This is a genomic window from Paenibacillus sp. FSL R7-0331, from assembly GCF_000758645.1.
Lineage (GTDB): Bacteria > Bacillota > Bacilli > Paenibacillales > Paenibacillaceae > Paenibacillus_AQ > Paenibacillus_AQ camerounensis.
This window is the reverse complement of record NZ_CP009284.1, coordinates 3,546,682-3,572,304: the sequence shown is the minus strand read 5'-3', so window position 1 is coordinate 3,572,304 and position 25,623 is coordinate 3,546,682. Positions and strand designations below refer to the sequence as shown.

The window sequence follows — 25,623 nt, the reverse complement described above, 5'->3', positions numbered from 1 at the left end:
GCTTAACTAAACCGGTAAGTCCAAAACTGCTCAGTACCGTAACGGCTGATAATTTCTTCCTGAGTCAGGACCCGGTTGCCCACCAGCTCAGCTGCCTGGAACTGTGAACGGTGAGCCTGAATGGAAGCCATCTTAGGAACCAGGAACGCTGTAACATCCACCGTTACATCTGCTCTGCCGATCATCTGCTCATGATTGCTGGAGAATGCGCTGCAGAGCACAACCGGCCGTTCTCCCTCCGCAAGCTGGCCGATGGTCCGGACAACAGCTGCCCCGGTTGCATCATGGTCGGGATGTACACTGTAGCCGGGGTAGAATGTAATCACAATATCCGGTTTCAGCTCCTGCAGCAATGCCATAATAGCCCCATCCAGCAGCTCCCGATCCTCGAATTCTATCATCTTGTCATGGAAACCGAGCATTCTGAGGTCCTGGATACCGATAGCCCGACAGGAATCTTCTAATTCGACTTTGCGGATAGCAGGCAGAGTCACCCGGTTGGCAAAAGGCGGAATACCCATATTACGGCCCATTTCACCAAGAGTCAGGCAGGCAAAGGTAACCTGTGCGCCTTCAGCTATGTATTTAGCCAATGTTCCCGCTGCAACAAAGGACTCATCATCCGGATGCGGGAGCACAGCCAAAATGCGCTGAACACTTAGATTAGTATTCATGAATGTCTTCTCCTCCATTTTCATCAGAACGCCTCCAGACTCAGCTGCAGTGCAACAACCAGCTTGCCCATGCTGTCATGTCCGGCCAGAATAAGACGCTTCGTATCCAGCTCATCTATATGAGTAAGCCCTTCGGCATAAATCCAGCCCTGACCGGTCTTTAACCCGATCCGGTACGGGCCGGTGCCGGAGATGGAGCCCTGAGTATAACGGATAACGGCATTACTGATAAATGCGGATGCCGGATGGCGGCTGCTGTCCAGATGGTTAGCATACGCTCCAGTTGTAAGCTCAAGATGAAGATACAGATCCCGTCCGGATAACTCATTAATTCGCGACTGTATATGATGCGGTTCAATCAGCTGCATAGTAATCTCCTTCTGTTGTATTAAAATGTTAACGGTGCACTACACTGTCTATCCTTCTACTATATCCGCCTCAAGATCAGTGGCAATCTCAATCATCAAAGGAACGACAGCCTCAGCAGCTACCGCCACATAAAGGTCTCCTGAATACAGCCGGAAAGGAATTTCTGCTTCACCATGCTTCCACATAAAGAAATCGCCCTCAATGGTCATAGTGCTCTCCGGTCCTTTAACACTAAAGGTCTGCGAATAAAAAAAGTCAGCTCTTCCAGCGAAATACTGTTTGCATTCCTCCAGGGTGATCGCCTGTACAACAGTGTCCTCCTGCATTGAACGGGTAATACGAAAACGCTGATTCATGTTATACCTCCAAAAACAAATTTCTGCAGCGGCTCAGTTACGGTATTCCTGTCCTGTCACCGTTGTCCCGAAAATACATTTTCTCACTCCCGGTCCCCGCTGTCAAAACAATGCATGCTCATTCATGCAGAAAATGACAAATAAAAGTGCATAGCTGCGCTATGCACTCTCTTAGAACCGCTTATTGCTACTCCTGATTCAAAAAGGTCCGTGTCCGCTCCAGCCGCGGGCTGCCGAAGATCTGCTCCGGTGTGCCGGATTCGGCGATCTCCCCGTTGTCCATAAAGAACACCCGGTCCGCCACATCACGGGCAAAGCTCATCTCATGGGTCACGATGATCATCGTCATATTCTCCTCAGCCAGCTGCCGGATTACCCGCAGCACCTCGCCTGTCAGCTCAGGGTCAAGAGCCGATGTCGGCTCGTCAAATAGCAGGATATCCGGATTAAGCATCAGTGCCCTGGCGATCGCTACCCGCTGCTTCTGTCCGCCTGACAGCATGGACGGGTATACCTCCGCCTTATCAGCAAGCCCAACTTTGGTGAGCAGCTCCATGCTTCTGGCAGCAATAATCTGGCTGCTCTCCCGCTTGAGCGTTCTTGGCGCGAGCTCCAGATTTCCCCGTACCGTCAGATGAGGAAAGAGATTGAAATGCTGGAACACCATGCCCATTGTTGCGGTAATGTCTCTGATGACTGCATTTCCGGCATATTTTCCGTTTTCCGCCAGCGTTTTGCCATGAATGAGGATACTGCCCCCGGTGATTTCTTCGAGGTGTACAAGACTGCGCAGCATGGTGCTTTTACCGGAGCCGGATGGTCCGATTACAGCTACAACTTCACCGGGGTTGACTTCAAAGGTAATCTGCTTCAGCACATCCAGACTGCCGAAGGATTTCTGTAGTTTTTTTACTTCAATAATACTGCTCATAAGCGGACAGCCCTTCTACTCAAATTTGAAACGTTTCTCAAGCAGCTTGAAGAACAGCGTCAGCACGAGTGTCATCAGCAAATAGATGATACCTGCTACAACAAACGGAGTCACTGTAAAATCCCGGTTTACTGCAGTCTTGGCATAATTCAGCAGCTCCGGTACTGCTACAGCGTAGAGCAGCGCTGTATCTTTAACGAGTGTGATTGACTCATTCGCCACTGCCGGCAGGGCAACCCGGAACATTTGGGCCAGAATGACCTTGCGCAAGGTCTGCCATTTGCTGAGTCCGAGCACCTTGGCCGCCTCATGCTGTCCTTTATCAATGGACAGCAGTCCTCCGCGGAATATTTCTGCGAAATAGGCTCCATAGTTCAGGATAAAGCCGAGGGCAGCTGCGACAAAACGGTCCATAACCAGATACTCGCCGATGACCGGGATCTGCGGCAGTCCAAAGCAGAAGAACAGCAGCTGCAGCAGCAGCGGAGTACCGCGCATAACATAAATATAAGTGTGGGCCAGCCAGGACAGCGGTTTAATCCGGCTTTTGGCCATCAGTGTAACCAGCATCCCGAGCGGGATGGACAGAACGATGACGATCAGGAACAGCAGCACGGTTGTGCGTGCCCCCTCAAGCATCGGCCCGGCAATCTGGATAATATAATCGATACTCATTTCGTCTACCGACTCCTAAGGAAGCTGTCTAGTTCAATACTTTATTTTCGCCAAACCATTTAGTAGAAATTTCAGCCGCTGTACCGTCACTGCTCAGCTCATCCAGCGCCTTCTGCAGTTCATCCAGCAAAGCCTGATTGTCCTTCTTAATGCCCACACCGTATTGTTCAGGGGAGAGGGATTCATCCAGCAGCTTATATGTATTCTGCTCAATGGACATGTAATATCTGGCTACAACTTCATCAATAACTACACCGTCAAGACGTCCTGATTTCAGGTCAGTCAAGGCAAGCACGTTATCCGGGAACTCAGATACACCGGCAACCTCTGCTTTGACCGGACTGGCACCCAGTGCATCAGCGGCGGACGACAGGCTCTGGAGCCCAAGCTCCTTGCCGGCAAGATCCGCAAGTGCTGTCAGCTTTGAATCGGCAAGCACGACTACCACCTGGCTGTTTTCAAGGTACGGTCTGGTGAACAACACCTTTTCCTTACGCTCATCCGTAATGGTGTAGCCGTTCCAGATCATGTCGATGCGTCCGCTGTTAAGCTCGGATTCCTTGGCAGACCAGTCGATCGGCTGGAAGGTAACCTCTTTGCCCATCTTTTCGGCAGCAGCCTTGGCATAATCAATATCAAATCCTACGATGTCATTGTTCTCATCACGGAAGCCCATTGGCGCAAACTTGTCATCAATCCCGATAACCAGCTTGTTATCATCTTTCCCTGAACCGGAGCAGCCTGCAAGCACCGCTATAATCATTACTGTTAATAAAACCCATACTCCCTTGCGTCTCATCTCTCTAATCCCCCTAGTAAAATTAAATGTCCATACGCGCTTTAGTTCGTTAACACGTTATCAGGGTATCATAATAACATATGATGTGAACTGCGTCGATAAAGGAGTGATCGGCATCTATGTCAATGGATAATTTTCTAACAAATATCAGTGAGATCGCGGTATTGTGTGCCGGGTCACTCAAGCCGTTTTGCCGGCAAATATATAATAGAAGAAAATCCGGTAAACGGAGGAGTACTCTATATGAAACAATACATCCCTAACCAGCACGGCGCGTGGGCGATGCTGATCCTTCCCTTTCTGTTCGGCATTGCTTCATCTGCAGGAAAAGCCATACATATCCCGCTGTTCATCTGCTGGCTGCTGATCTATCTGTTCAGCTTCCCGCTGCTCCAGGGGGTCAAAACCGGCAGATTCCAGCGCTATGCCAAGCCGCTTAAGCTGTACGGGCTTCTGCTGATCCCTTTTGCCGGTTATCTGGTTATCGCCGAGCCTGAGCTGATCTGGTTTGTGCTGCCGCTGCTGCCGCTCTTCGCGGTCAATCTCTATTTTGCCAAAAGAAAAAATGAACGCGCACTTGTGAACGACATCTCAGCGATTATAGCCTTTTCCCTGATTATTTATCCGGTCTTCTATGTCGGACAGGGAGAGAGCTGGCGTACGGCAACAGAGCTGTTCCTCTTGTCTGCTCTGTACTTTACCGGGACTGCCCTGTATGTCAAAACGATTATCCGGGAACGGAACAATATCCGTTATTATTATGTGTCTGTTGCTTATCATCTGCTGCTTGCAGCGGCAGGCCTGCTGCTCTTCCCCTCGCTGTTAGTGCCTCTGCTTATTCTGCTGCTGCGGGCAGCTGTACTGCCCAAGACAGGAATTACCGCAAAACGTACCGGTATAACCGAAATCTTCTTTTCGGCCATGTTATATGCAGGTGTGCTGATCCTGTACTTCTAGAACGTGCACGATAACAAAGAAGAGGCTGCTTGTCTATCGGTGTTTCGATAGACAAGCAGCCTTCTTTAAGTACACATTACCAGACTATTCCACAATCATATCCTGATTGCTTGATCCCGGAGGGACAATCGGGTACACATTCGTCTCTTCGGTAATATCGAACTCCATGATAACAAGGCCGTCCGTATGAAGCGCCAGATCAATAATCTGCTCTGCCTCATCAAGTGTGCGGGCACTGAAGCCATGTGCGCCGAAGGATTTGGCCAGTGCAACGAAATCCGGTGAGCTGATCCGCACTGAGGAATAACGCTTGCCAAGAAACAGCTGCTGCCACTGTCTCACCATTCCGAGATAGCCGTTCTTGAAGATGGCTACCTTGACATTCAGGCCCAAATCAACGGCTGTCATCATCTCCTGCATGTTCATCTGAATGCTTCCATCCCCTGTAATGCAGACGACTGGCCGGTCCGGATAAGCTACTGCAGCTCCGATTGCCGCCGGAAGGCCGTACCCCATGGTACCCAGTCCTCCTGAAGTCAGGAACGACCGAGGCTGGGTAAATTGATAATGCGTTGCTGTCCAAATCTGATGCTGGCCTACATCGGTTGCGATAATAGCGTCGCCGGCTGAGGCATTCTGCAGACAGGTGATTACTTCCTGAGGGGCAAGCTTCTGCTCTGTCTTGCGTTTCACTTTCGCCGATCGGCTGCGCCAGTCCTGAATCTGCCGTTCCCAGTCCATTAATACTGCTGTATGTATGTTACCTGTTAGCCGTTCAAGCATTTCACCGCATGAGCCGGTAATGGCAAGGTCAATCTCAATGTTCTTGTTCAGCTCGGAGCTATCAATATCCACTTGGATTTTGTAGGAATCCGGTGAAAAGGCCTTACGGTTGCCGGTAACACGGTCGCTGAACCGGACGCCGAGGCACAGCACAACATCAGCGCTCTGCAGCGCACGGTTAGCAGCCACACTGCCATGCATCCCGACCATGCCCAGATGCAGCGGATGACTGGAAGGGAATGCGCCCAGACCCATCAGTGTACTGGCCACCGGTAAATGATACTGCTCCGCAAATGTCCGGACCAGCGCAGGTGTATTATCCGTCATACATCCGCCCCCGATCAGGATGAGCGGCCGTTTCGCGCTACTTAGCTGCTCCGCAGCCAGCAGAATATCAGCTTGGGCAATGGAATGGTCCGGCTGATAACCGCGTATATACGGCAGGTTCATCGTTTCAGCAGGATAACGGCTGTCCGGCACTTCCGCATTCATCACATTCTTGGGCAGGTCAATCAGTACCGGTCCGGGCCGTCCGGTTGCCGCCACATAAAAGGCTTCATGTATAATTCGCGGCAGGTCAGCGACCTCCCTGACAATATAATTATGTTTGGTTATCGGCATCGTCATCCCGTAAATATCCACTTCCTGAAAGCTGTCGAGACCGATAAGCTCTGTTGACACCTGACCGGTAAAAACAATCAGCGGTACTGAATCCATGAACGCGGTAGCAATACCGGTCACTGCATTGGTAGCACCTGGCCCGCTGGTAACCAGCGCCACACCTGTAAGTCCGGTTGCCCTGGCATAGCCGTCCGCTGCATGGACCGCCGCCTGCTCATGACGGACCAGAACATGCTGAATCCTGTCACAATCATATAACGCATCATACAACGGCAGTACCGCACCGCCCGGGTATCCGAATATCGTCTCCACATCTTTTTCGATCAGCATCTGAATCAGCAGCTTAGCTCCGTTCATAGGTACAATCGTCTCCAGTCTTATGAATGTGTTTTACGGACAAGCGATTACGGGTAACATGTTGTAATAGATAGATCATATTGAGAGGATGATGACAGTTTAAGCTAGCCTCCGATATAGGACATACCGATCTTAGTTCTGCTGCGGGCAGTCTGCTCTGTCCGTTCATCGGAGTAACGGTCACTCCGCTGCTCCCATACTGTCCGGATAGCCTTCAGCAGGCTGTCGTCATCTGCTCCGCTGCGGAGCATGGCTCTAAGATCCAGACCGCTGGAAGCAAAGAGGCAGGTGTAGAATTTTCCTTCGGATGACAATCTGGCCCGTGTGCAGGAGGAGCAGAACGATTCCGAGACTGAAGTGATAAAGCCGACCTCTGCCCCGCTGTCCTTGTAACGGTAACGTTCAGCAACTTCACCAAAGTAACTATGGCCAAGCGCCTCCATATCGAAGCTGGTTTGGAGGCGCTCCAGTATTTCCTTTTTGGTGACCACCTTCTTAAAGCTCCAGCCGTTGTCATTGCCGACATCCATGAACTCAATGAACCGCAGTGTAATCTTCTTTTCCTTGAAATAACGCGCCATCGGTTCGATCTGCGATTCGTTGACACCCCGCTGCACAACCATATTCACCTTAACCTCGAACCCGGTATCTACAGCATGTTCGATGTTCTTCAGAATAACCCCGGATTTCAAGCCCCGACCGTTCATTTGCCCGAACAAGTCAGGGTCAAGTGCATCGAGGCTGACATTGAGCCTGCGCAGTCCTGCTGCGTATAACGGCTCTGCCTGCTGTCCCAGCAGTACTCCGTTAGTGGTCAAGCCCATGTCCTCCACCCCGTCCATCGCTCGCAGGCCTTCAACAAGCACAGGAAGATCACGCCGCAAAAGCGGTTCACCGCCGGTTAGACGGATTTTGGTTACACCGAGGGAGACGAACAGCATGGTCAGCCGGCGGATTTCGTCAAAGCTCAACAGCTCACTGCCGGGAAGAAAGGCATAGTCATCCCCGAATAGCTCTTTGGGCATGCAGTAGGAGCACCTGAAATTGCACCGGTCTGTTACGGAGATTCGTAAGTCGCGGATCGGACGGCGCAATTGATCTTGTACGGGTAATGTTCTCATCTGTCTGGTTCTCCCTTCCTGCATGCTTACACAAGCCATTCATCAGTTCCTTCTTCAACACCCAGCAGCAGTACATCCACAGCAGTTCCTGAGGCATAGCCTCTTGTTCCTCCCGGAAGCACAATCAGGGAATTCCCCCGTGCAATCGAGGATACAGCATTGGATTTATTGAATCCGGCTGGCCGCACCGAGAAGCCGTCGTACACCGCCCGGATAAACCGGGTGAACGGATTTGCTTTGCAGAAATCCTCAGCAAGCACTGCCTTTGTATAGGGCAGATACACTTTCTCCGCCCCTGTCATTTGCAGCAGGGCAGGCCTGACGAACAGCTCGAAGCCGGTAAAGCAGGCTGATGGATTACCCGACAGTCCGAACAGGTATTTATCCGCCGAGACAGCAACTGTAGTTACACTTCCCGGACGCATCGCCACTTTGTTGAACAGCACCTCTGCCCCGATCCGCGAATAGATTTCAGGCAAAAAATCATAATCTCCGACAGATACGCCGCCTGTAGTAATGAGGCAATCGGTTTCCGAGAGCGCTTCTTCTACTGTCAGGAGACACTCCTCGATCTGATCGGCGGCTGTTTTATACATTTTGAACGGGATACCCATCCGGGCAAGCTGCGCGGCTATCATCGGGCCGTTACTGTTACGGATCTTACCGGGTTCCAGCGGAGAAGTCACATCCAGCAGTTCTGTTCCCGTCGACAGAATGCCGACAACCGGACGTCTGGCTACCTTGACCTGCGCGTAACCAAACGTGGCCAGCAGTGCTATCGTGCCGGGCTGGATGAAGCTGCCTGCCGGGATTATCTGCTCCCCTGCCTGCATATCCTCGCCTTGCAGGGACAGGTTCTCTCCGGCAGCAAAGGCTTTACGGATCGTAAAGCCCTTCGGACCGTCTTCGGCTGTCTGCTCGAACATAACTACCGCATCCGCACCTGGAGGAAGTGCAGCCCCTGTCATCAGCCGGACTGCTTCATATGCGCCTACATGTACCTCTGATACCTGGCCTGCGCCGATATGATCCACCACAGTGAATGGTACACGGTTACCGCCGGATGCTTCAGCAGAATCACCTGACCGGATGGCATAGCCATCATACGGCGAGCGTGTGAAATGCGGCACATCATGCGTCGCGGTCAGCGGCTCAGCAAGGATGCGTCCATAGCTTTCGGCAAGCGGTACACTTTCCGTGCCGGTGCGGCCGGCTTTGGCAATCACTCTGGCTACTGCTTCTGCCACGCTGACTGGATTTCTAGTCTTCTCCACCTTCATCTGCTCCTAACCTCGCTATACTGGAACCCGGCCCTGCGGCCGGTTATTTATTCGTAATATCGCTGAACGTACCTACATAACGCACATCTTCGCCTGTCTCATCCTTCACAGCGCTGATATTGAGCCATTGCAGATACTCCTGGCCATTCTTGCGCTTATTCCAGATTTCTCCCTGCCACATGCCCTTCTCCCTGATCTCATTCCACATCAGATTATAGAAATCCTTGGACTGGCGGCCTGATTTCAGGACGCTTGGCTGCCTGCCAAGCACTTCAGCCTCTGTAAAGCCTGTAAGCCTCGTAAAGGCAGGATTTACGGACTTAATCTGGCCTGTTATATCTGTAACCATAATGCCCTGGCCGGTTGAATTGAACACTTCCGAGGTAAGCGCGAGCCTGTCCTGAAAATACAGCCATACCACGAGCACCAGACTGGCCAGTGCAACCTGGGACAGCAGCATAAAGCCGATTGAATATTGGCCGGTTGCCGCATAAATGATCGACAGCATAATCGGCGGGAAAAAGCCGCCCAGACCGCCCATCATCGATACAATTCCGTTGGCAATCCCCGCCTGCTTGTTAAAATACAGCGGAACCAGCTTGAAGATAACCCCGTTTCCGATTCCTGCACATACGGCAATAGCCAGACACCCGGCGGTATAGAGCCCCATGGAAGGCATAAAAGCCAATATAATTGCAGCAACAGTGTAGACACTGAAGGTGCCGATCAGCAGAAACAGCGGCTGAAACTTGTCAGCCAGCCAGCCGCCGACTGGACGGAAGAAGGTAGCTACAGCAATAAATCCGGCTGTACGCATGCCCGCGTCCACCTTTTCCAGCCCAAAGCTGGACACCAGAAAGCCCGGAAGATAGATCGTAAATGCCACAAAGGAACCAAAGGTAATGAAATAGAACAACGAGAACAGCCAGAGCTTCTCATTTTTGGCTACCCCTTTAATCTGTTCGATAATCGGCGTCTTCAGCTTAGGCTCATGACGGTCCCCGATAAAAAAATTCAGGGCGATGAAGATAAGCAGCAGAATCAGATACAGCTTCACTGCAGGACCCCAGCCGATCTGTGCAGCGACCATGGGTGCTGAGAAAGTGGTAACCGCAGTCCCGAGATTTCCGATCCCGTAGATCCCGTTCACCAGCCCGTGCTTTTCCTTGGCATAATATTTGGGCAGCGAGGTTACCCCTACTGAGAATACCGCGCCTCCAATCCCAAGGAAGGTTCCGCCGATAATCAGATGTGCCATCGTGGTCGCCTCACTGATGAAATAGACCGGGAACAGCAGCAGGATGAAGCTGCACATAAAGATGACGCGCGCCCCGAAAATGTTGGCATAATAGCCCAGCGGTATCCGCAGGACTGAGCCGAGCACCACCGGTATGGCAGTAACCATAGCCAGCTTGCCTGACGGGATACTGATATCCTCGGAAATAAAGGGCATGAGGGAAGAGATTATTACCCATACCATAAATCCGGTTATCAGGTTTAGTGTTTGAAGCGGCAACTGCATTTTTTTGATCATTTCATTCTCACCTTTTTCGCCAATTATTCTCCTGATTGTATATAGTGAAGTTTTCCTGATCTCATTGTATCTGCCGATCCCCCGTATCAGATATAGGGGAGTCCCCTGTCCCTGTCAGGGTAATCCCTGAAAATAAAATAAGGCGGCATCTCTGCCGCACTCGTACAGTAAAACAGCTGCTCCGGGAAGGAACAGCTGTTATCTCAAGTAATCAGTGTATTCAGTTTGCTGGAGAGCCGCTCACGGTCACGGGGACTCAGCAGGGTCTCAGCCATCGGGAACACTACCGTTTCTTCTTTGACAAAATGCACGGTCAGCACCTCAAACGCTTCCCCCGCATCTCTGACGGCAGCCCGGAGATCCTCAACTGAGAACAGCTGAGCCTCTTTCCCGGTATGATGGAGGAAATGCCCGATGTAACCGTCAATCTCGCGGTGCTCCTCCTGAATCCCGGCGAGCGGCCCCTGATCAAAGCCGATATATTGGCCCAGCAGCGGGAAGAAATGCTCTTCTTCCTTTTCGGTATGCTTTTTTAGGGTTATTACAAAGTCCATAATCGCCACGCGCAGCTCTTGTAGTCTTACCCTGCCTTCATCCAGACTGATGTTATCCTGTTCGAACCAGAGCACGGCAGCATGCCATTCTCCCATCAGATAGGATAAATAGCGGTGTTCATTCTCAAGAATGCGCATGGCAGGTGTTGAAAACTGCAGGCCTGCAATCTCAGACATGCGGCTACGCCTCCATTCGCCGGTCAGAAATCCAGCATTTTTTTACGCAAAGCATATTCAACCAGCTCGGGCCGGCTCTTCAGGTTCAGCTTCTCCATAATCTTCGCCTTATGTGCTTCAACTGTCTTCACCGAAATGAACAGCTTCTCGGCAATTTCTTTGTTGCCGTAGCCCTTGGCGATCAGCGGCAGAATCTCCAGCTCCCGTTTGGATAACAGCTCGAACAGATCCTCTGTCGTTACATTCTTGTCCTTTTTGATGAATTCACGGACCAGCGAGGTAGCCATCTTCGGGTGGATGTACGTTCCGCCTTCATAAATGGTCCGGATAGCCAGCAGCAGCTCCTCATCCGGAGCACTTTTGAGCACATAGCCTGATGCTCCGTTCTTCAGCACATGGAACAGATATTCCTCGTCATCATGCATGGTCAGAATCAGAATCCGGGTGTCCGGATAATCCTCCTTGATCTTTCCGGTTGCAATCAGCCCGCTCTCGCCCGGAGGCATGCTGAGATCCATAATCAGGATATCCGGCCGGTGCTTGGCTACCAGTGCATAGGCCTCTCTGCCATCCGCCGCCGTACCGATCACCTCGATATCATCCTGAAAATTTAGGATCATCGCGAAACCGCTGCGGACAATGGCATGGTCATCAGCAATAACGATCTTCATTCAGCCGCACCTTCCTTCCCTTGTAGCTTTCCTGCAGGAACCAGCAGCAGAATCCTCGTCCCCCGGCCCCGCTGCGATTCTACGCTGAACGTTCCGCCGACCAGCTCTGCACGCTCCTGCATGCCAAAGAGGCCAAGTCCGGTTCCGGCGGGCTCGTCGCCGGGATGAAAGCCGATGCCCTGGTCTTCCACCTGGAGCCGGAGGAAGCTGTCCCGTTCAGATAATGTAACCTTAACACTATCCACCTGGGCATACTTAAGCGCATTGAGCACGGCCTCCTGACATACCCGGTAGACGACGGTTTCAATCTCACTGCCATAGCGCTTCTCGGACAGCCGGGATTCGAACTCAATCATCAGCCCGTAGCTCTGCTCCATCCGCTTGAAATGGGAACGGAAGGCTGCCTCCAGCCCGAAATCATCGAGCGCCGCCGGCCGCAGCTCAACAGACAGATTGCGGATATCGCTGAGCAGCCGGGTCATGGATACCTCGGTCTGCTTCACCTTCCGCAGGAGCTGCTCGTCAGCAGTCATATACTTAAGCACCCGCAGGTCAATGACCGCACTCATTAATTCCTGGGCTACACTGTCATGCAGCTCCCGGGAGATCCGTTTGCGCTCATTCTCCTGGGCTTCGATTACATGCTTCATCATTTTGTTCTGGTAGAACTTCTCCTGGGTCTTGAACTGTCTCGTTAAATCCCTGAGCATAAAAACGCGAATTCCCTGCTCGGCATCAATGGTATGAAAACTGGCAGCGTATGGGACGATCCCCTTATCCCTCGTCTCAAGATAAACCTGATAAGAGGTGAAGTTATCCGTATCCGGTGTATTAAAATAACAGTTCAGACAGGTACGCAGCTCCGTCTCGCTTGTATAGCCCCGGCAGGTACCGCATAAAGCCAGGGGATTTCCCTGATTGAGCTGGTTCAGAATATCCTGGTCGACAATTTTCTCAGCAGCCGGATTCATCGCGAGCGCCTTGCCTTCCCGGTCAAAAAAGAACATGGCTTCAGTGCTGTTCTCGAAGAGCCTGCTCATCAGCTGGTTTGTCAGATCTTTACCGGGTGTAATCAACTCAGCAACAATTCCTTCCCGTTCAAGTCTCCGATTCCTCTGCGTGCCGTAAATTCCAGTGCCTGCACCATCTCCGGGGTAACCTGCCGCTCCCCTCGGAATCCGCCCAGCAGCACACCGGCTACACGGGCATCACTCCAGACGGGTACAGCGGCTATACTGCTTAAATTCTCCATTTTGGTAATGGGAAAAGTAAATAAGGAGTCCGGCTGTACATCTTTCTCTACAGAAGGCAGCAGAAACGGTTTTCCGGTCTTGAACACAATTCCCGCTATCCCTCTGCCTGATTGCAGAACGATCCGTTTGTAACGTTCATTCGTGTTCCCGGAGGCGTATTTCCAACGGATCACATAATCGTATTCAGCCGGTTCAGCAAGCGCCAGGGATATGAAGTCATACCCCAGCGCCATGCGGATCTCGTCAAGCTCCCCCTGGTAATCCACCTTGTTACTCATCGTTTCCACTCCTATTTGAACAGGGAAAGAACTACCGTTATTCTTTCCTTTAATTCGTTTTATTTCTTCTGTATAGAATATAACTTCTGCCTATATAATTCAACGGAACACTCCAGACATGGACCAGCCGGGTGAACGGCCAAAAGGCAAAGATGGCAAAGCCGGATAGGATATGCAGCTTGAAGGAGAACGGTACATCCGTCATCAGGGACGGGTCCGGACGGAACATAAACAGTCCGCGGAACCAGACGGAAATCGTGTCACGGTAATCAAATTCCGGCTGTACGGCATTCGTAACAATGGTGGAGTACATCCCCATAAACACTATAAATAGAAGCAACGAATTGACAATCAGGTCAGATGCGGAGCTGAGCCTGCGGACGTTCTTAATCGTAAAGCGCCGCGAGGTCAGAATCAGCATGCCTGCCAGTGTAGCAAAACCGAAGATTCCGCCGATATACACAGCTCCGATATGATACATATGATCACTGACGCCGACAGCCTCCAGCCATGACTTAGGAACGGCAAGACCGCCGATATGGCCGAGAATAACCGGCATAATCCCGAGGTGGAACAGGATGCTGCCGAACTTCAGCTGCTTTTTCTCAATAAACTCACTGGATTTGGCCGTCCAGTTGAACTGGTCCTTGCGGTAGCGGAAGATATGCCCGAATATAAAAACCACCAGGCACATATAAGGGAAAATGACCCATAAAAACTGACCGTACATATTCATTGGCTCAGGGCCTCCTGTTCTGCACAAGCTTTAAATGTTACGCGCAGCCCCTTCACCAGATGGAAATAGGGACTGTTGCTTTTCTCAAGCGCCTTGAGCAGATGGAACGTGCCATCCTCCAGGATCGCTATCAGCATCCGGAAGTTTTCCGGTGCATCCGGATTGTCCAGCCATTCTGCGGCATACAGGAACTCGCACATCAGCGGCAGGAAGTCGGGCAGCTCCCCTTCAGGCATCTCCAGTCCGAACATTTCATAGAGCAGCTTCAGCTTAGCCAGCATCTGTCCCCGTTCCTTGGCATCCTCAAACTTGAAATATGTCATATACAAAGCGCAGTCCTTCTGAAAATCAAAGGTGGCTGCATAGCTCTCCTGAATCTCCTCCAGGCTGTAGTCCTGCATAAGTGTCCAGTACGTGTGCACATGGGCGTAGCCGGGATGATCCTGGCTGAACGCCTCCTCCAGAAAAGCCGGATGAAAATCCAGCTTCTCGGGATACATGAGCTGCAGGGCGAAATAACCGAAGGATTCCTTGTAGCTGTACAATTGGGTCAGATCAATCACGCCAAATCCCCCCGTAGAAATTCTCCTCATACATGTCTTTGCCGGTCTTCAGGCTTTCGCCGATGGAGCTGGCAGCACCGCAGCCGTCACAGCCGGAGCCTGTGCCCATATCGCCCATTCCGTTGCCGTAGCCCGCAGAACCCTGTGCACGGTAAGGATTCATATGCTGCTCTTTGTGTGAGGTCGGGATGACGAACCGGTCCTCATATTTGGCAATCGCCAGCAGCCGGTACATTTCCTCTGTCTGCTGAGCAGTCATGCCGACACGGTCGAGACGGCTCAGATCGAACTCCTGGCCTGACGACTGGGCGCGCATGTACGAGCGCATCATTGCCATCCGCTGCAAGGCTTCTTTTACCGTCTCCGTATCACCTGCAGTCAGCATATTAGCCAGATATTGAATCGGCGTGCGCATTTCTTCAATCGCCGGGAAAATCATATCCGGATTCTTCAGTGAATCCTTGCCTTCAAAGTAGTTCATGATCGGGCTAAGCGGCGGTACATACCAGACCATCGGCAGTGTCCGGTATTCCGGATGCAGCGGGAAGGCCAGCTTGTGCTCGATCGCCAGCTTGTAGACCGGAGAATTCTGGGCAGCTTCCAGCCAATCCTCGGAGATACCGTCTTTTCTCGCCTGGGCAATCACTTCCGGATCATGCGGATTCATGAACAGGTCACATTGCGCCTTGTACAGATCCTGCTCATTTGGCGTAGAAGCCGCATCAAGCACTTTATCAGCATCATAGAGCAGCACGCCCAGATAGCGGATACGTCCGGTACAGGTCTCAGAGCATACCGTCGGCAGCCCTGCCTCCACACGCGGGAAGCAGAAGGTGCATTTCTCGGCCTTATTGGTCTGCCAGTTGAAGTATACCTTCTTGTAAGGACAGCCGGTCATGCAGTATCTCCAGCCGCGGCAGGCTTCCTGGTCAACCAGGACAATGCCGTCCTCGTCCCGTTTGTACATCGCTCCTGAAGGACAGGAAGCGACGCAGCTCGGATTCAGGCAATGCTCACAGAGGCGGGGCAGGTAGATCATGAACGACTTCTCGAAGTTGAACTTGATCTCTTCCTCAATCTTCTGGATGTTCGGGTCAAGCGGACCGGTAACATGCGCCCCTGCCAGATCATCCTCCCAGTTCGGGCCCCACTCCAGATCCATCTTCTCGCCGGTTACAGCCGAATGCGCCCGTGCTACAGGTGAGTGCTTCTGTTCCCCCGCGTTAGTCAGATGCTCGTAGTTATAGGTCCATGGCTCATAGTAATCCTTCATTTCCGGCATATCCGGGTTATAAAAGATTTTACCGAGGGCAATCTTGGACAGCTTGTTACCGGACTTTAGCTCAAGCTTGCCTTTGCGCAGCTGCCAGCCGCCCTTGTAGAGCTCCTGGTCCTCCCAGCGCTTCGGATAGCCGATCCCGGGCTTCGTCTCCACGTTGTTGAACCACATGTATTCCGCACCCTTGCGGTTGGTCCAGGTCGTTTTACAGGTAACACTGCAGGTATGACAGCCGATGCATTTATCCAGATTCATTACCATTGCAACTTGCGCTTTAATTTTCAAGCCAGTTAACCTCCTTCATTTTGCGTACGGCTACGTAGACATCCCGCTGGTTGCCGATCGGACCATAGTAGTTGAAACCGTAGCTGAGCTGTGCGTATCCGCCGACCATCTGGGTAGGCTTCAGGTGAATCCGGGTTGGCGCATTATGGCTTCCGCCGCGGGTATCGGTAATCTCCGACCCCGGCACTTGAATATGCTTGTCCTGGGCATGGTACATGAACATGGTGCCTCTTGGCATCCGGTGGCTGACCACCGCCCGTGCAGTAACGACCCCGTTACGGTTGTATACTTCCAGCCAGTCATTATCGGCAATGTTATGGGCTGCCGCATCGTCATTGTTGATCCATACCGTCGGGCCTCCGCGGAACAGGGTCAGCATATGCTGGTTATCCTGGTAGGTGGAGTGAATATTCCATTTACCGTGCGGTGTCAAATATCTCAGCACCAGTGAATCCTGGCCGCCCTTGACTGCCTTGTCACGCGGTCCGAAAACCATCGGCGGCAGTGTCGGCTTGAATACAGGCAGGGATTCCCCGTACTGCAGGAAAATTTCATGATCAATATAGAAATGCTGTCTTCCGGTCAGTGTACGGAACGGCACAAGACGTTCGATATTCGTAGTAAACGGCGAATAGCGGCGGCCCTGCTTGTTCGAGCCGCTGAACACCGGTGTCGGAATGACCTCACGCGGCTGTGCAGTAATGCTCTGGAAGGTAATCTTCTCCGCTGCACGGTCTGCTGAAATATCTTTCAGCGGAACCCCGTGATCCTTCTCGGCCGATTCGTAGGCCTTCTGGGATACACGTCCGTTGGTTGCCGAGGACAGATGCAGAATCGTATCTGCCGCCTGGCGGGCCGTTTGCAGCTTCGGCAGGCCGTTTTTGATCGATTCATCAAAGTAAACGCCGCTAAGCTTCTTTAATTCCTCATATTCTTCAGCAACCGAGAAGCTGACGCCGTGCGCGCCGGCCTTTCCGACAGCCAGATTTGGTCCAAGCGATATATATTTATCGTGAATTTTGGTATAGTCACGCTCCACAATACTCAGGTTAGGCATCGTTTTGCCCGGAATAGCCTCAACTTCACCCTTAGCCCAGTCTTTAACCAGACCCATCGGCTGGGAAATTTCACTGATCGAGTCATGTCCGAGCGGCGATGAGACAAGGTCCTTGTATACGCCCGGCAGATGGGTTTTCGCCATTTCGGAGAACACCTCAGATAGCTGGCGGTAAATATCCCAGTCCGAACGCGATTCCCACAGCGGATTGACCGCCGGGTTGAACGGATGAACGAACGGATGCATGTCCGTGGACGAAAGATCCGTTTTCTCGTACCAGGTTGCCGCCGGCAGCACAATATCTGCATAGAGCGGAGTGGTCGTCATCCGGAAGTCCATCGCAACCATCAGATCCAGCTTGCCTTCTACATCCTCACGCCAGATAATTTCCTCCGGCTTCTGCTCTTCATTCGGCTCGGCAAGCAGTCCGTCTGAAGCGCCCAGCAGATGCTTCATGAAGTACTCCTGGCCTTTGGCGGAGCTTGAGATCAGATTGGAACGCCAGATAAAGAGCGAACGCGGGAAGTTCTCCGGTGCGCCGGGATCTTCCACTGCAAAGCGGGTTTTCCGTGATTTGATCTCCTCCAGCGCATGGCCGATGATCTCACTGTTGGACGTTTTGCCTTCCTGTGCAGCTTCCTCCGCGAACAGCAGGCTGTTCTTGTTGAACTGAGGGAAGGAGGGCAGCCAGCCAAGACGTGCTGCCAGTACGTTGTAATCAGCCGGATGCTGGTAGGCAAGCTCACCGCCGGTCGGAGATTTCAGCGAATCGGTGCCGCTCTCTTCATAACGCCACTGCTCGGTTGCAAAGTAGAAGAATGAGGTCGCATTCTGCTGCCGTGCCGGACCCTGCCAGTCTTTCGCAAAAGCTACAGTCGACCAGCCTTCAATCGGCCGGCATTTCTCCTGCCCGACATAATGCGCCCAGCCGCCGCCGTTAACGCCCTGCGAAGCGGTCAGGACCACCAGATTCAGAATGGAACGGTAGATGGTATCACTGTTGAACCAGTGATTAATACCTGCGCCCATGATAATCATGGATCGGCCGCCTGTATCAATTGCGTTCTGTGCAAATTCGCGGGCGATCTGCACTACGACGCTTGCTTTCACCGTCGTAATACTCTCCTGCCACGCCGGAGTATAATGGGACGCTTCATCATAATAGTCTTTGGCGTTAAGCGGGCTGTCCGTGCGGGCAATCCCGTACTGGCTAAGCATCAGATCATAGACAGTCGCTACATAACGTTCAGTTCCGTCAGCAAGCCGCAATTTGCGGGCTGGAATCACCCGGCGGAACGTGCCGTTGCCGGCATTGTCGAAGAACGGGAATACGATTTCTGTCCATTCCTCGCCATGGCCTTCAATACTGAGGGCCGGCTCAACCTTACTGCCGTCTTCATTCTCAAGAATCAGGTTCCACTTCTTGCCTTCTTCCCAGCGCTGGCCCATCGTGCCGTTAGGGACAATCACTTTACCGGCTGCCTCATCATAGATGACCGGCTTCCAGTCAGAATGCGGCGTGCTGTCTCCGAGGTCGCTTGCCCGCAGGAAGCGTCCGCCCTTCCAGGCATCTTCATGCGGATCAAGCAGAATCAGGAACGGCATATCCGTATATTGCTTGGCATAATTCAGGAACATCGGCTCTTGCCGCTCCTGGTAGAATTCACTCAGAATGACATGCGTCATGGCCTGGGCTACTGCCGCATCCGTGCCCGGATTCGGTGCCAGCCAGTTGTCGGCGAATTTCACATTCTCCGCCAGGTCAGGTGCAACCGAGACAACCTTGGTTCCCTTGTAGCGGACCTCAGTCATAAAGTGGGCATCCGGTGTGCGTGTCAGCGGGACATTCGAGCCCCACATGATCAGATAGCCGGAATTGTACCAGTCTGAGGACTCCGGCACATCCGTCTGCTCTCCCCAGATTTGCGGGGAAGCCGGCGGCAGATCGGCATACCAGTCGTAGAAGCTCAGCATCTGGCCGCCGAGCAGCGAGATAAAGCGGGCGCCTGAAGCATAGCTGACCATCGACATGGCCGGAATCGGCGTAAAGCCGGCGATCCGGTCCGGTCCGTACTTGCGGATCGTGTAGATCAGCTGTGCCGAGATCAGATGCAGCACATCGTCCCAGGCTACGCGGATATGTCCGCCTTTGCCGCGCGCTTTTTTATACTGGCTGGCTTTCTCCGGATCTTCGACAATACTTGCCCAGGCATCAATATAGTTACCGTGCTCCTGAAGGGCAGCCTGCCACAGCCGCCACAGCTTACCGCGTACATAAGGATATTTCACACGCAGCGGGCTGTACTCATACCACGAGAAGGTGGCTCCGCGCGGACAGCCGCGGGGTTCGAACTCCGGCATATCCGGACCGCAGGAAGGATAGTCGATCTGCTGATTTTCCCAGGTGATAATTCCGTTCTTCACGAACACCTTCCAGCTGCAGGAGCCGGTACAGTTTACTCCGTGTGTGGTACGGACGACTTTATCGTGAGACCAGCGCTGGCGGTACATATCTTCCCAATCTCTATTTTTCTCTTCAAGAATGGACCATTTCCCGGAATAGCTCTCGATCGGTTTAAAAAAGTTAAGGCCGAATTTCTTCTTCATCGGTTACGAACACTCCTTTGCGAATGAAGCGAATCTAGTCAATCATTCAATTAATACCATTATGGATCTGCAGGCCGGCAGTTCCCATTAGGGAAACACCTATTGCGCCACGGGAATTCCCTTGATCTGCTGAAACATCAAATACGCCTCTCCCAAAGCCGGGAAATGCGCCGCTGCAAGCCTATTTCTTCACTGCGGGAAGCCCGCATAGGGAGTTCCCTCTTTGTTGTACGGGGAATACCTTACCGGGGATTTCACTACCCGCGAATATGCTATACTGATTCAAAAATAAGGAGAGGATGAACGACATGGGAGGACCTTCATTACGCCAGCAGCATGCCCATCATGCCATTCATGAGGGCGGTCTGGCCGGTGCAATAAGTAAAACCGAGGAAGTAGAGGAGCTGCTTGAGGCAAAAGAATTCGAGGTGGCCCGCCAGGCGGCTGAGCATCTGCTGGAATACTGGGAGACTCGGATTCTCAGCCACGCTGATGCGGAGGAGGACGGCTTTTATCAGGAGATGGAAGAGAAGCAGCCGAGCCTTAAGGACGCGGTTATCCGGCTTGCCCGTGATCATGAATTAATGCGGATTATTGTCAGTGATACCAAAGCCCTTCTTGCGCAGGAAGGACTCACACCGGAAGTGCTTCAACAGCTCCACGCCCTGCTGGTTGTTAATGCTGTTCATAGCCGGGATGAGGAGCGTCTGTTGTTCGGGGAGAAGTAGCCTGATCCGGCTGCACAAGAAGAGCCCGCAAGTCATCTTTGTTTATCAGTAAATCCTGCAGTGTATATTCATCAAGCACCTGCAGATAGGCCTGGAGCGCCTTGCCCAGTACGCCTTTAAGACCGCACACCGGGGAGATCGGACAATGCCCGCCTGAAGGCTGGAAGCATTCGACGAGATACAGATCATCTTCCATCCGCCGGACGACCTCCCCGATATTTATGCGGCAGGGGTCCTTCGCCAGACGTATTCCGCCTCCCCTTCCCCTTACCGTTTCGATAAATCCCGCCTTACCCAGTTCATGGGAAACCTTCATCAGATGATTCTTAGAGATTTGATACGCATCCGAAATACCCTGTACCGTTGACAGCTCCTCCCGCTCCTTCGCTCCAAGATACAGAAGAATCCGCAAGGAGTAGTCTGTATATAAAGTCAGCCTCATGTCCTGCCTCCGATCCGCGTGTTTAGTAAGTGATATATGTTACAAACAATATTAATAAATTTGTCTATTTTGTTAAAGTGGTATTTTAAATATATCTTTTAATTAAAATTCAGTATATATTAATCCTGCATGAATTGAGAGGGGATGAACATTATTTTATCACAGCACACACGTGACATTGTTAAGTCGACAGCGCCGGTACTGGCAGAACACGGAACAACCATCACAACTGTCTTTTACCGTAATTTGTTCGAAGCCCACCCGGAATTGTTAAATGTATTTAACCACGCCAACCAGGCCCAGGGCCGTCAGCAGGCCGCACTTGCGAACGCAGTGTATGCTGCAGCCGTACACATTGATAACCTGGAGAACATTCTGCCTGCGGTAGTCCAGATTGCCCACAAGCATGTCAGCCTCGGCATCAAGCCGGAGCATTATCCGATCGTCGGTGAATTTTTGCTGAAAGCGATTAAGGAAGTACTCGGCGAAGCTGCCACACCTGAGATTCTGCAGGCCTGGGAAGAAGCTTACGGCGTTATCGCCGGCGCTTTTATCGGGGTTGAGGACAGCATGTATAAAGAAGCCCGTGAGCAGGAAAACGGCTGGAATTTCTTCAAACCGTTCAAGGTTGCCCGTAAAGTGCAGGAGAGCGGCAATATCACTTCCTTTTATCTGAAGCCTGCGGATGGCTCCAATGTTCCGGATTACAAGCCAGGCCAGTACATTTCTGTGCGTGTGCTAATTCCCGGCGAGAAATATACGATGATCCGTCAGTACAGTCTGTCCCAGGCGCCAAAAGCGGATGAATTCCGCATTTCCGTAAAACGTGAGGAAGCAAACGATCCAAATGGAGTCGTGTCTGTCTTCCTGCACAGTCAGGTCAACGAAGGCGATACTGTAGAAGTCAGCGCCCCTGCCGGTGAATTCATGCTCGATGTCTCCAAAACCACACCTGTAGCGTTCATCTCCGGCGGCGTAGGCATTACCCCGATGATGAGTATGTTCGAAACGGTTGCCACAGCTACACCTGACCGTCCGGTTGTTTTCCTGCATTCTGCACGCAACGAAGCCCTCGCCGCTTTCCGAGATGACGTTGAGAAGTACGCAGCCGCTATGAGCAACGCCAAGACCAAGACCTTCCTGTCCGGCGGACCTGACGGTGTGATTACAGGCGAAATCCTGAAAAGCTATGTGGATGTTACCGGAGACGCTTATGTGTGCGGACCTGTTCCATTCATGGAAGCCATGATCCGGGAGCTGATTACGCTCGGGATGAAGGAAGAGCAGATTCATTACGAGTTCTTTGGTCCGGCTTTGCAATTGGAGAACAATTAGACCTGTGCGTCTGGTCACCCTTGCTTCTTTCCGGCTTGCGCTATCCTTTTGTATAGAAGCCGCTCTACGCGGTATACATATTCAGGAGGATTGTATAAATGGAAAAGGTAGCTGTTGATTATGAGAAAATGTACTATGGGTTCCCGGTTATCCTTGTAAGCTTTTATGATGCGGACGGTAAGCCGAATGTGACGCCGATCTCCTCTTCTTATTCACTTAAGGACATGATGATGCTGGGCTTCAGCAGCAAAGGGTTTGCCGTTAACCAGATCAAAGCGGTTCGTGATTTCGTCATTAATATCCCAGGCCGTACACTTATGGACGCTGTCAGCTACGTTGGTGCGCATTCCGGACAGGACATCAGCAAATTTGACCATGTTGATCTGACACATGAGCAGGCTAATACCGTCAACGCACCTGTTATCCGGGAATGCCCGGTTGCGATTGAATGCACTTTGATCGATGTTATAGAGCATGACCAGTTCAAGGGAATTACTAACATTCTCGCTAAAATTAAGGGCCGGTATGTTGCCGGAGATGTACTGAATGAGGAAGGCGGACTTCAGGCTTCAGAGCTGGATAACATCCTCTATTTCGGAGACGGCCGTCAAAAAAGCTTCCGCTTTATGCAATAGGCTGCCTATCAGACTGTACTTTCAGCGGCGGCAACATACTACTACGTAACATTCCAGCGCACAGCAGCGCTTCCCCTGATGACGGAGAAGCGCTGCTTATTTTTTATGCAAAAATAATCCGGTCGAGCCGCATAGTTCCTGATATGACCTGAATCATGACCTTTGAGCTTCCCGCAGCCGTTAACCCTACCGCCGGTATGGTCTGCTTATTCTCCCCGGGCTGAAGTGTCAATGAAGCTATTTCCCGATCATCCTGAAAAAGAGCTACATCCGCAGGCTCATCACTGCTATAGGTGAAGGAGACGCTGCTTTCTTCCCGGGTATCATTGATTGTGTAGACGGCGAATTCTCCGCCTTCAAGCTCAAGAGCGAACCGGTCCCACAAAATGTCGAAGAAGAAACGTTTAGTCAAATCCTTCCGCCCGATTTCCTCGACAATCTGCATCCCGGTCCCTGTCCGGTATTTAAAGGGATTTCCTTCTATTCGCAGCCCGCTGAACGCCTCCCCTTTGCCCGGCAGCTGGTCAAAATCGGTTGCCCGGACGGTACAGCCCGGCGTTCTGAACACAGCATAGGTTACATCGGCATTATACCGGCAGTGTTCAACCCGGATATGCTCAAGATACTGATCCAGAATGGCATGGGCTTGCTCGTAACCGGGATGGGCACCGCCTCTCGTGTAATCGATCAGCAAGTTCCATCCCTCAGGCAGATGCACGGAATATGGCGAGCTGGTGTTGTCCATCTTTTTCCACGGCCATAAGTTGTAGCCGATATTCAGTTCCGCAGCCAGCGGATAGATGGCGGTATACCACTCGTTCAGATTCTCACCGCTCTCCCCCAGCCATAACGGCGCATTCAATCTCTCAGACACTTCAAGGAATTCCGTGAAGGAGCTGAGATCCGGGTAGCAGGCATACCGGTGAAAATGAATGATCATATTGTCATCATACTTTTTATGGAAAATACTTGTGTCCGTCGCCCAGTGATGCCCTTCGATAGACAGCATGTGCTTATCATCCACTGCCCGGATAACGGCAACAGCCTCCTCATAGAACTGGACAAGCCGTGGAACCAGATAATCGAAATCTTGTCCGGCAGACGGCGTTTTGATCGGTTCATTCAGCAGGTCATAGCCGCCGACAATCCAGCGGTCCTTGTACCGTTCTGCCAGCTGTCCCCACAGAGCGATCCCCTTGTTCCAGCTGTCCGTATCCGTGAACAGTCTCGGCACATCATCAACGGAGTCGTCGATATTCGCACCGGTCTGGCCGCCCGGAGCCCCGTGCAGGTCCAGAAAGGCATAGAGCTTATATTCCTCGCACCAGTCCAGGCAACGGTCAATGAGCCGAAACCCCTCCTCTTTCCAGGTGATTCCCGGCTCCTCTTCCATTAGAACTCGCCAGTTGAACGGAATACGCACAGAATTATAGCCCTGCTCTGCCATCAGCCTGATGTCATCTCTAGTGATGTAACGGTTACGGAATACTGTCCAGAACTGCTCTGCATATTTCGTCCCCGTCAGTTCACGAATTACAGCTTCAATCCGTGCCGGACGGTCAAATCTGCTGTTGCCATCAGTAGTCCACATATAGCCTTCCGGAAGCAGCCAGTTGCCAAGCCCCCAGCCGGTGAGAAGCACCTCTTCGCCCTTGCCGTTCACAACCGTTCTGCCCTCTGCCCTAAGAAAACCTGTGACTCTGGAGCTGCTCATCTTCTCATTCATCTGTCCGATCGACCTCCTGCAGCAATATATGAAGCGGTTACAACTCTTCTATTCGAGGCTTAGCCTTCTATGTAGTAGGCGAATACGGTCTCAACCGGTTTAAAATACAAATAGCCGTCGTCCTCCCAGGGCTGGAAATGCAGATCCATCCGGGAGTCTTCCCACGGTACCGGGGTTCCTGTGGTATTCAGTCTTCCCGGGACTACAGGCTCTTCCACTACTGACGGAAATTCCTGATAGCCGAACAGCAGATTCTCATGCATAGCGATGATATCGTATTTATTACCGTGGAATGCCCGCTCCTCCTGCAGCTGGTAATGATAATAAATATAGCTGGCTGCCTTTTCACGCTTCAGATGGGCAACTCTGCCCCCGCGACGCTCCACTGCCGCCTTACGCAGCCAATGCTCATAGCCGGCCGGTTCATTGAAGTGAAAGACATCAATCATTTCAATCCACTTCCGGGGAGCCGCCTCTCCTTCCCAGTCAATCAGATAGGGTCCGGCTGTACCAGCCACCAAGGCAGGCTCTATCTCTGTTCCGGTGCATTCATAATAGAGAAAAACGTTGTTCTGCCAGGAAAACGCAGCTACTGTCATCAGCTTGCCTTCCTCAACCAGCTGTTTGGCTGCAGAATCTTCCTGCAGGGCTGCAAGGCCGTCCGCCGCTTGTCCCTCTTTCCATATTCCCCGGTAAATTTTGCGAGAGATCATAAATGGAATCCACTCCTGTTATTGTTATCGGCAATGATAGGTTTGCCGTTTCCCAAAGTTTACTATAACATGCTCAGCCTGAAGTGAATACCGGACTGGACGCACACAAACGCGCCGGGCAGGTATA

General features: G+C 52.0%; 25 protein-coding genes. 4 read left to right on the top strand and 21 right to left on the bottom strand.

The window, feature by feature from the left end; genetic code table 11:
- Nucleotides 1–2: 2 nt before the first annotated feature.
- From bshB2 to R70331_RS14990, 6 genes are all read right to left on the bottom strand, one after another.
- Nucleotides 3–674, bottom strand: a complete 672-nt coding sequence (bshB2, locus tag R70331_RS15015) for a bacillithiol biosynthesis deacetylase BshB2 (protein ID WP_042182726.1) — start codon at nt 672–674, stop codon at nt 3–5.
- 23 nt (nt 675–697) lie between these two features.
- Entirely contained in the window at nt 698–1,042 is a 345-nt protein-coding gene (locus R70331_RS15010) for a YojF family protein (protein ID WP_042176809.1), read from the bottom strand.
- 48 nt (nt 1,043–1,090) lie between these two features.
- Entirely contained in the window at nt 1,091–1,399 is a 309-nt protein-coding gene (locus R70331_RS15005) for a hypothetical protein (RefSeq protein WP_042176807.1), read from the bottom strand.
- A 187-nt stretch (nt 1,400–1,586) separates the two neighbouring features.
- Nucleotides 1,587–2,330, bottom strand: a complete 744-nt coding sequence (locus R70331_RS15000) for an amino acid ABC transporter ATP-binding protein (RefSeq protein WP_042176805.1) — start codon at nt 2,328–2,330, stop codon at nt 1,587–1,589.
- A 15-nt stretch (nt 2,331–2,345) separates the two neighbouring features.
- On the bottom strand, nt 2,346–3,005 hold the full coding sequence (locus R70331_RS14995) for an amino acid ABC transporter permease (protein WP_042176803.1): 660 nt from the start codon (nt 3,003–3,005) through the stop codon (nt 2,346–2,348).
- A 28-nt stretch (nt 3,006–3,033) separates the two neighbouring features.
- Entirely contained in the window at nt 3,034–3,804 is a 771-nt protein-coding gene (locus tag R70331_RS14990) for an amino acid ABC transporter substrate-binding protein (protein WP_042176802.1), read from the bottom strand.
- A gap of 243 nt (nt 3,805–4,047) precedes the next feature.
- On the opposite strand from R70331_RS14990, the gene R70331_RS14985 reads away from it, so the two are divergent.
- Entirely contained in the window at nt 4,048–4,761 is a 714-nt protein-coding gene (locus R70331_RS14985; protein WP_052419068.1) for a YwiC-like family protein, read from the top strand.
- 84 nt (nt 4,762–4,845) lie between these two features.
- On the opposite strand, the gene ilvB is transcribed toward R70331_RS14985, so the two are convergent.
- The 12 genes from ilvB to R70331_RS14925 form a co-directional block, all read right to left on the bottom strand.
- Nucleotides 4,846–6,522 (bottom strand): biosynthetic-type acetolactate synthase large subunit, encoded by a 1,677-nt coding sequence (gene ilvB / locus R70331_RS14980; protein ID WP_042176799.1) that lies wholly within the window; start codon nt 6,520–6,522, stop codon nt 4,846–4,848.
- A gap of 104 nt (nt 6,523–6,626) precedes the next feature.
- Nucleotides 6,627–7,643: a GTP 3',8-cyclase MoaA gene (moaA, locus tag R70331_RS14975; RefSeq protein ID WP_042182721.1), complete on the bottom strand. Its 1,017-nt coding sequence runs from the start codon at nt 7,641–7,643 to the stop codon at nt 6,627–6,629.
- Nucleotides 7,644–7,669: 26 nt separating this feature from the next.
- A complete protein-coding gene (locus R70331_RS14970; RefSeq protein ID WP_042176797.1) occupies nt 7,670–8,923 on the bottom strand; it encodes a molybdopterin molybdotransferase MoeA in 1,254 nt (417 codons plus the stop codon).
- A gap of 43 nt (nt 8,924–8,966) precedes the next feature.
- Nucleotides 8,967–10,457, bottom strand: a complete 1,491-nt coding sequence (locus tag R70331_RS14965) for a nitrate/nitrite transporter (protein ID WP_042176795.1) — start codon at nt 10,455–10,457, stop codon at nt 8,967–8,969.
- Nucleotides 10,458–10,660: 203 nt separating this feature from the next.
- Entirely contained in the window at nt 10,661–11,188 is a 528-nt protein-coding gene (locus tag R70331_RS14960; protein ID WP_042176794.1) for a hemerythrin domain-containing protein, read from the bottom strand.
- 23 nt (nt 11,189–11,211) lie between these two features.
- Nucleotides 11,212–11,859 carry a response regulator transcription factor gene (locus tag R70331_RS14955; RefSeq protein WP_042176792.1) on the bottom strand — a complete coding sequence of 216 codons (648 nt, stop codon included), beginning with the start codon at nt 11,857–11,859 and terminating at the stop codon, nt 11,212–11,214.
- On the bottom strand, nt 11,856–12,899 hold the full coding sequence (locus R70331_RS14950) for a sensor histidine kinase (protein WP_042182719.1): 1,044 nt from the start codon (nt 12,897–12,899) through the stop codon (nt 11,856–11,858). The genes R70331_RS14955 and R70331_RS14950 overlap by 4 nt, the downstream gene beginning before the upstream one ends.
- Nucleotides 12,900–12,931: 32 nt before the next feature.
- Nucleotides 12,932–13,390 carry a GAF domain-containing protein gene (locus R70331_RS14945; RefSeq protein WP_042176790.1) on the bottom strand — a complete coding sequence of 153 codons (459 nt, stop codon included), beginning with the start codon at nt 13,388–13,390 and terminating at the stop codon, nt 12,932–12,934.
- 49 nt (nt 13,391–13,439) lie between these two features.
- Nucleotides 13,440–14,126: a respiratory nitrate reductase subunit gamma gene (narI, locus tag R70331_RS14940; protein WP_042176787.1), complete on the bottom strand. Its 687-nt coding sequence runs from the start codon at nt 14,124–14,126 to the stop codon at nt 13,440–13,442.
- Nucleotides 14,123–14,689, bottom strand: a complete 567-nt coding sequence (gene narJ / locus R70331_RS14935; RefSeq protein ID WP_042176785.1) for a nitrate reductase molybdenum cofactor assembly chaperone — start codon at nt 14,687–14,689, stop codon at nt 14,123–14,125. The genes narI and narJ overlap by 4 nt, the downstream gene beginning before the upstream one ends.
- On the bottom strand, nt 14,682–16,253 hold the full coding sequence (gene narH, locus R70331_RS14930; protein WP_042176784.1) for a nitrate reductase subunit beta: 1,572 nt from the start codon (nt 16,251–16,253) through the stop codon (nt 14,682–14,684). The genes narJ and narH overlap by 8 nt, the downstream gene beginning before the upstream one ends.
- On the bottom strand, nt 16,243–19,917 hold the full coding sequence (locus R70331_RS14925) for a nitrate reductase subunit alpha (RefSeq protein ID WP_042176782.1): 3,675 nt from the start codon (nt 19,915–19,917) through the stop codon (nt 16,243–16,245). Before R70331_RS14925 ends, narH begins: the two co-directional genes overlap by 11 nt.
- A gap of 308 nt (nt 19,918–20,225) precedes the next feature.
- On the opposite strand from R70331_RS14925, the gene R70331_RS14920 reads away from it, so the two are divergent.
- Complete coding sequence (locus R70331_RS14920; RefSeq protein WP_042176781.1) at nt 20,226–20,645, top strand: hemerythrin domain-containing protein; 420 nt, start codon at nt 20,226–20,228, stop codon at nt 20,643–20,645.
- On the opposite strand, the gene R70331_RS14915 is transcribed toward R70331_RS14920, so the two are convergent.
- Nucleotides 20,593–21,087, bottom strand: coding sequence for an RrF2 family transcriptional regulator (locus R70331_RS14915; RefSeq protein ID WP_042176779.1), 495 nt, complete (start codon nt 21,085–21,087; stop codon nt 20,593–20,595). The two genes, R70331_RS14920 and R70331_RS14915, sit on opposite strands and share 53 nt — an antisense overlap.
- A gap of 153 nt (nt 21,088–21,240) precedes the next feature.
- Here R70331_RS14915 and hmpA point away from each other — a divergent pair, with 153 nt between their 5' ends.
- Nucleotides 21,241–22,422: an NO-inducible flavohemoprotein gene (gene hmpA, locus R70331_RS14910; protein ID WP_042182717.1), complete on the top strand. Its 1,182-nt coding sequence runs from the start codon at nt 21,241–21,243 to the stop codon at nt 22,420–22,422.
- Between the two features lie 98 nt (nt 22,423–22,520).
- Nucleotides 22,521–23,057 carry a flavin reductase family protein gene (locus tag R70331_RS14905; protein WP_042176777.1) on the top strand — a complete coding sequence of 179 codons (537 nt, stop codon included), beginning with the start codon at nt 22,521–22,523 and terminating at the stop codon, nt 23,055–23,057.
- A gap of 103 nt (nt 23,058–23,160) precedes the next feature.
- On the opposite strand, the gene R70331_RS14900 is transcribed toward R70331_RS14905, so the two are convergent.
- On the bottom strand, nt 23,161–24,783 hold the full coding sequence (locus R70331_RS14900; protein ID WP_042176775.1) for a glycoside hydrolase family 5 protein: 1,623 nt from the start codon (nt 24,781–24,783) through the stop codon (nt 23,161–23,163).
- A 59-nt stretch (nt 24,784–24,842) separates the two neighbouring features.
- A complete protein-coding gene (locus R70331_RS14895) occupies nt 24,843–25,496 on the bottom strand; it encodes a hypothetical protein (RefSeq protein WP_052419067.1) in 654 nt (217 codons plus the stop codon).
- Nucleotides 25,497–25,623: the final 127 nt, after the last annotated feature.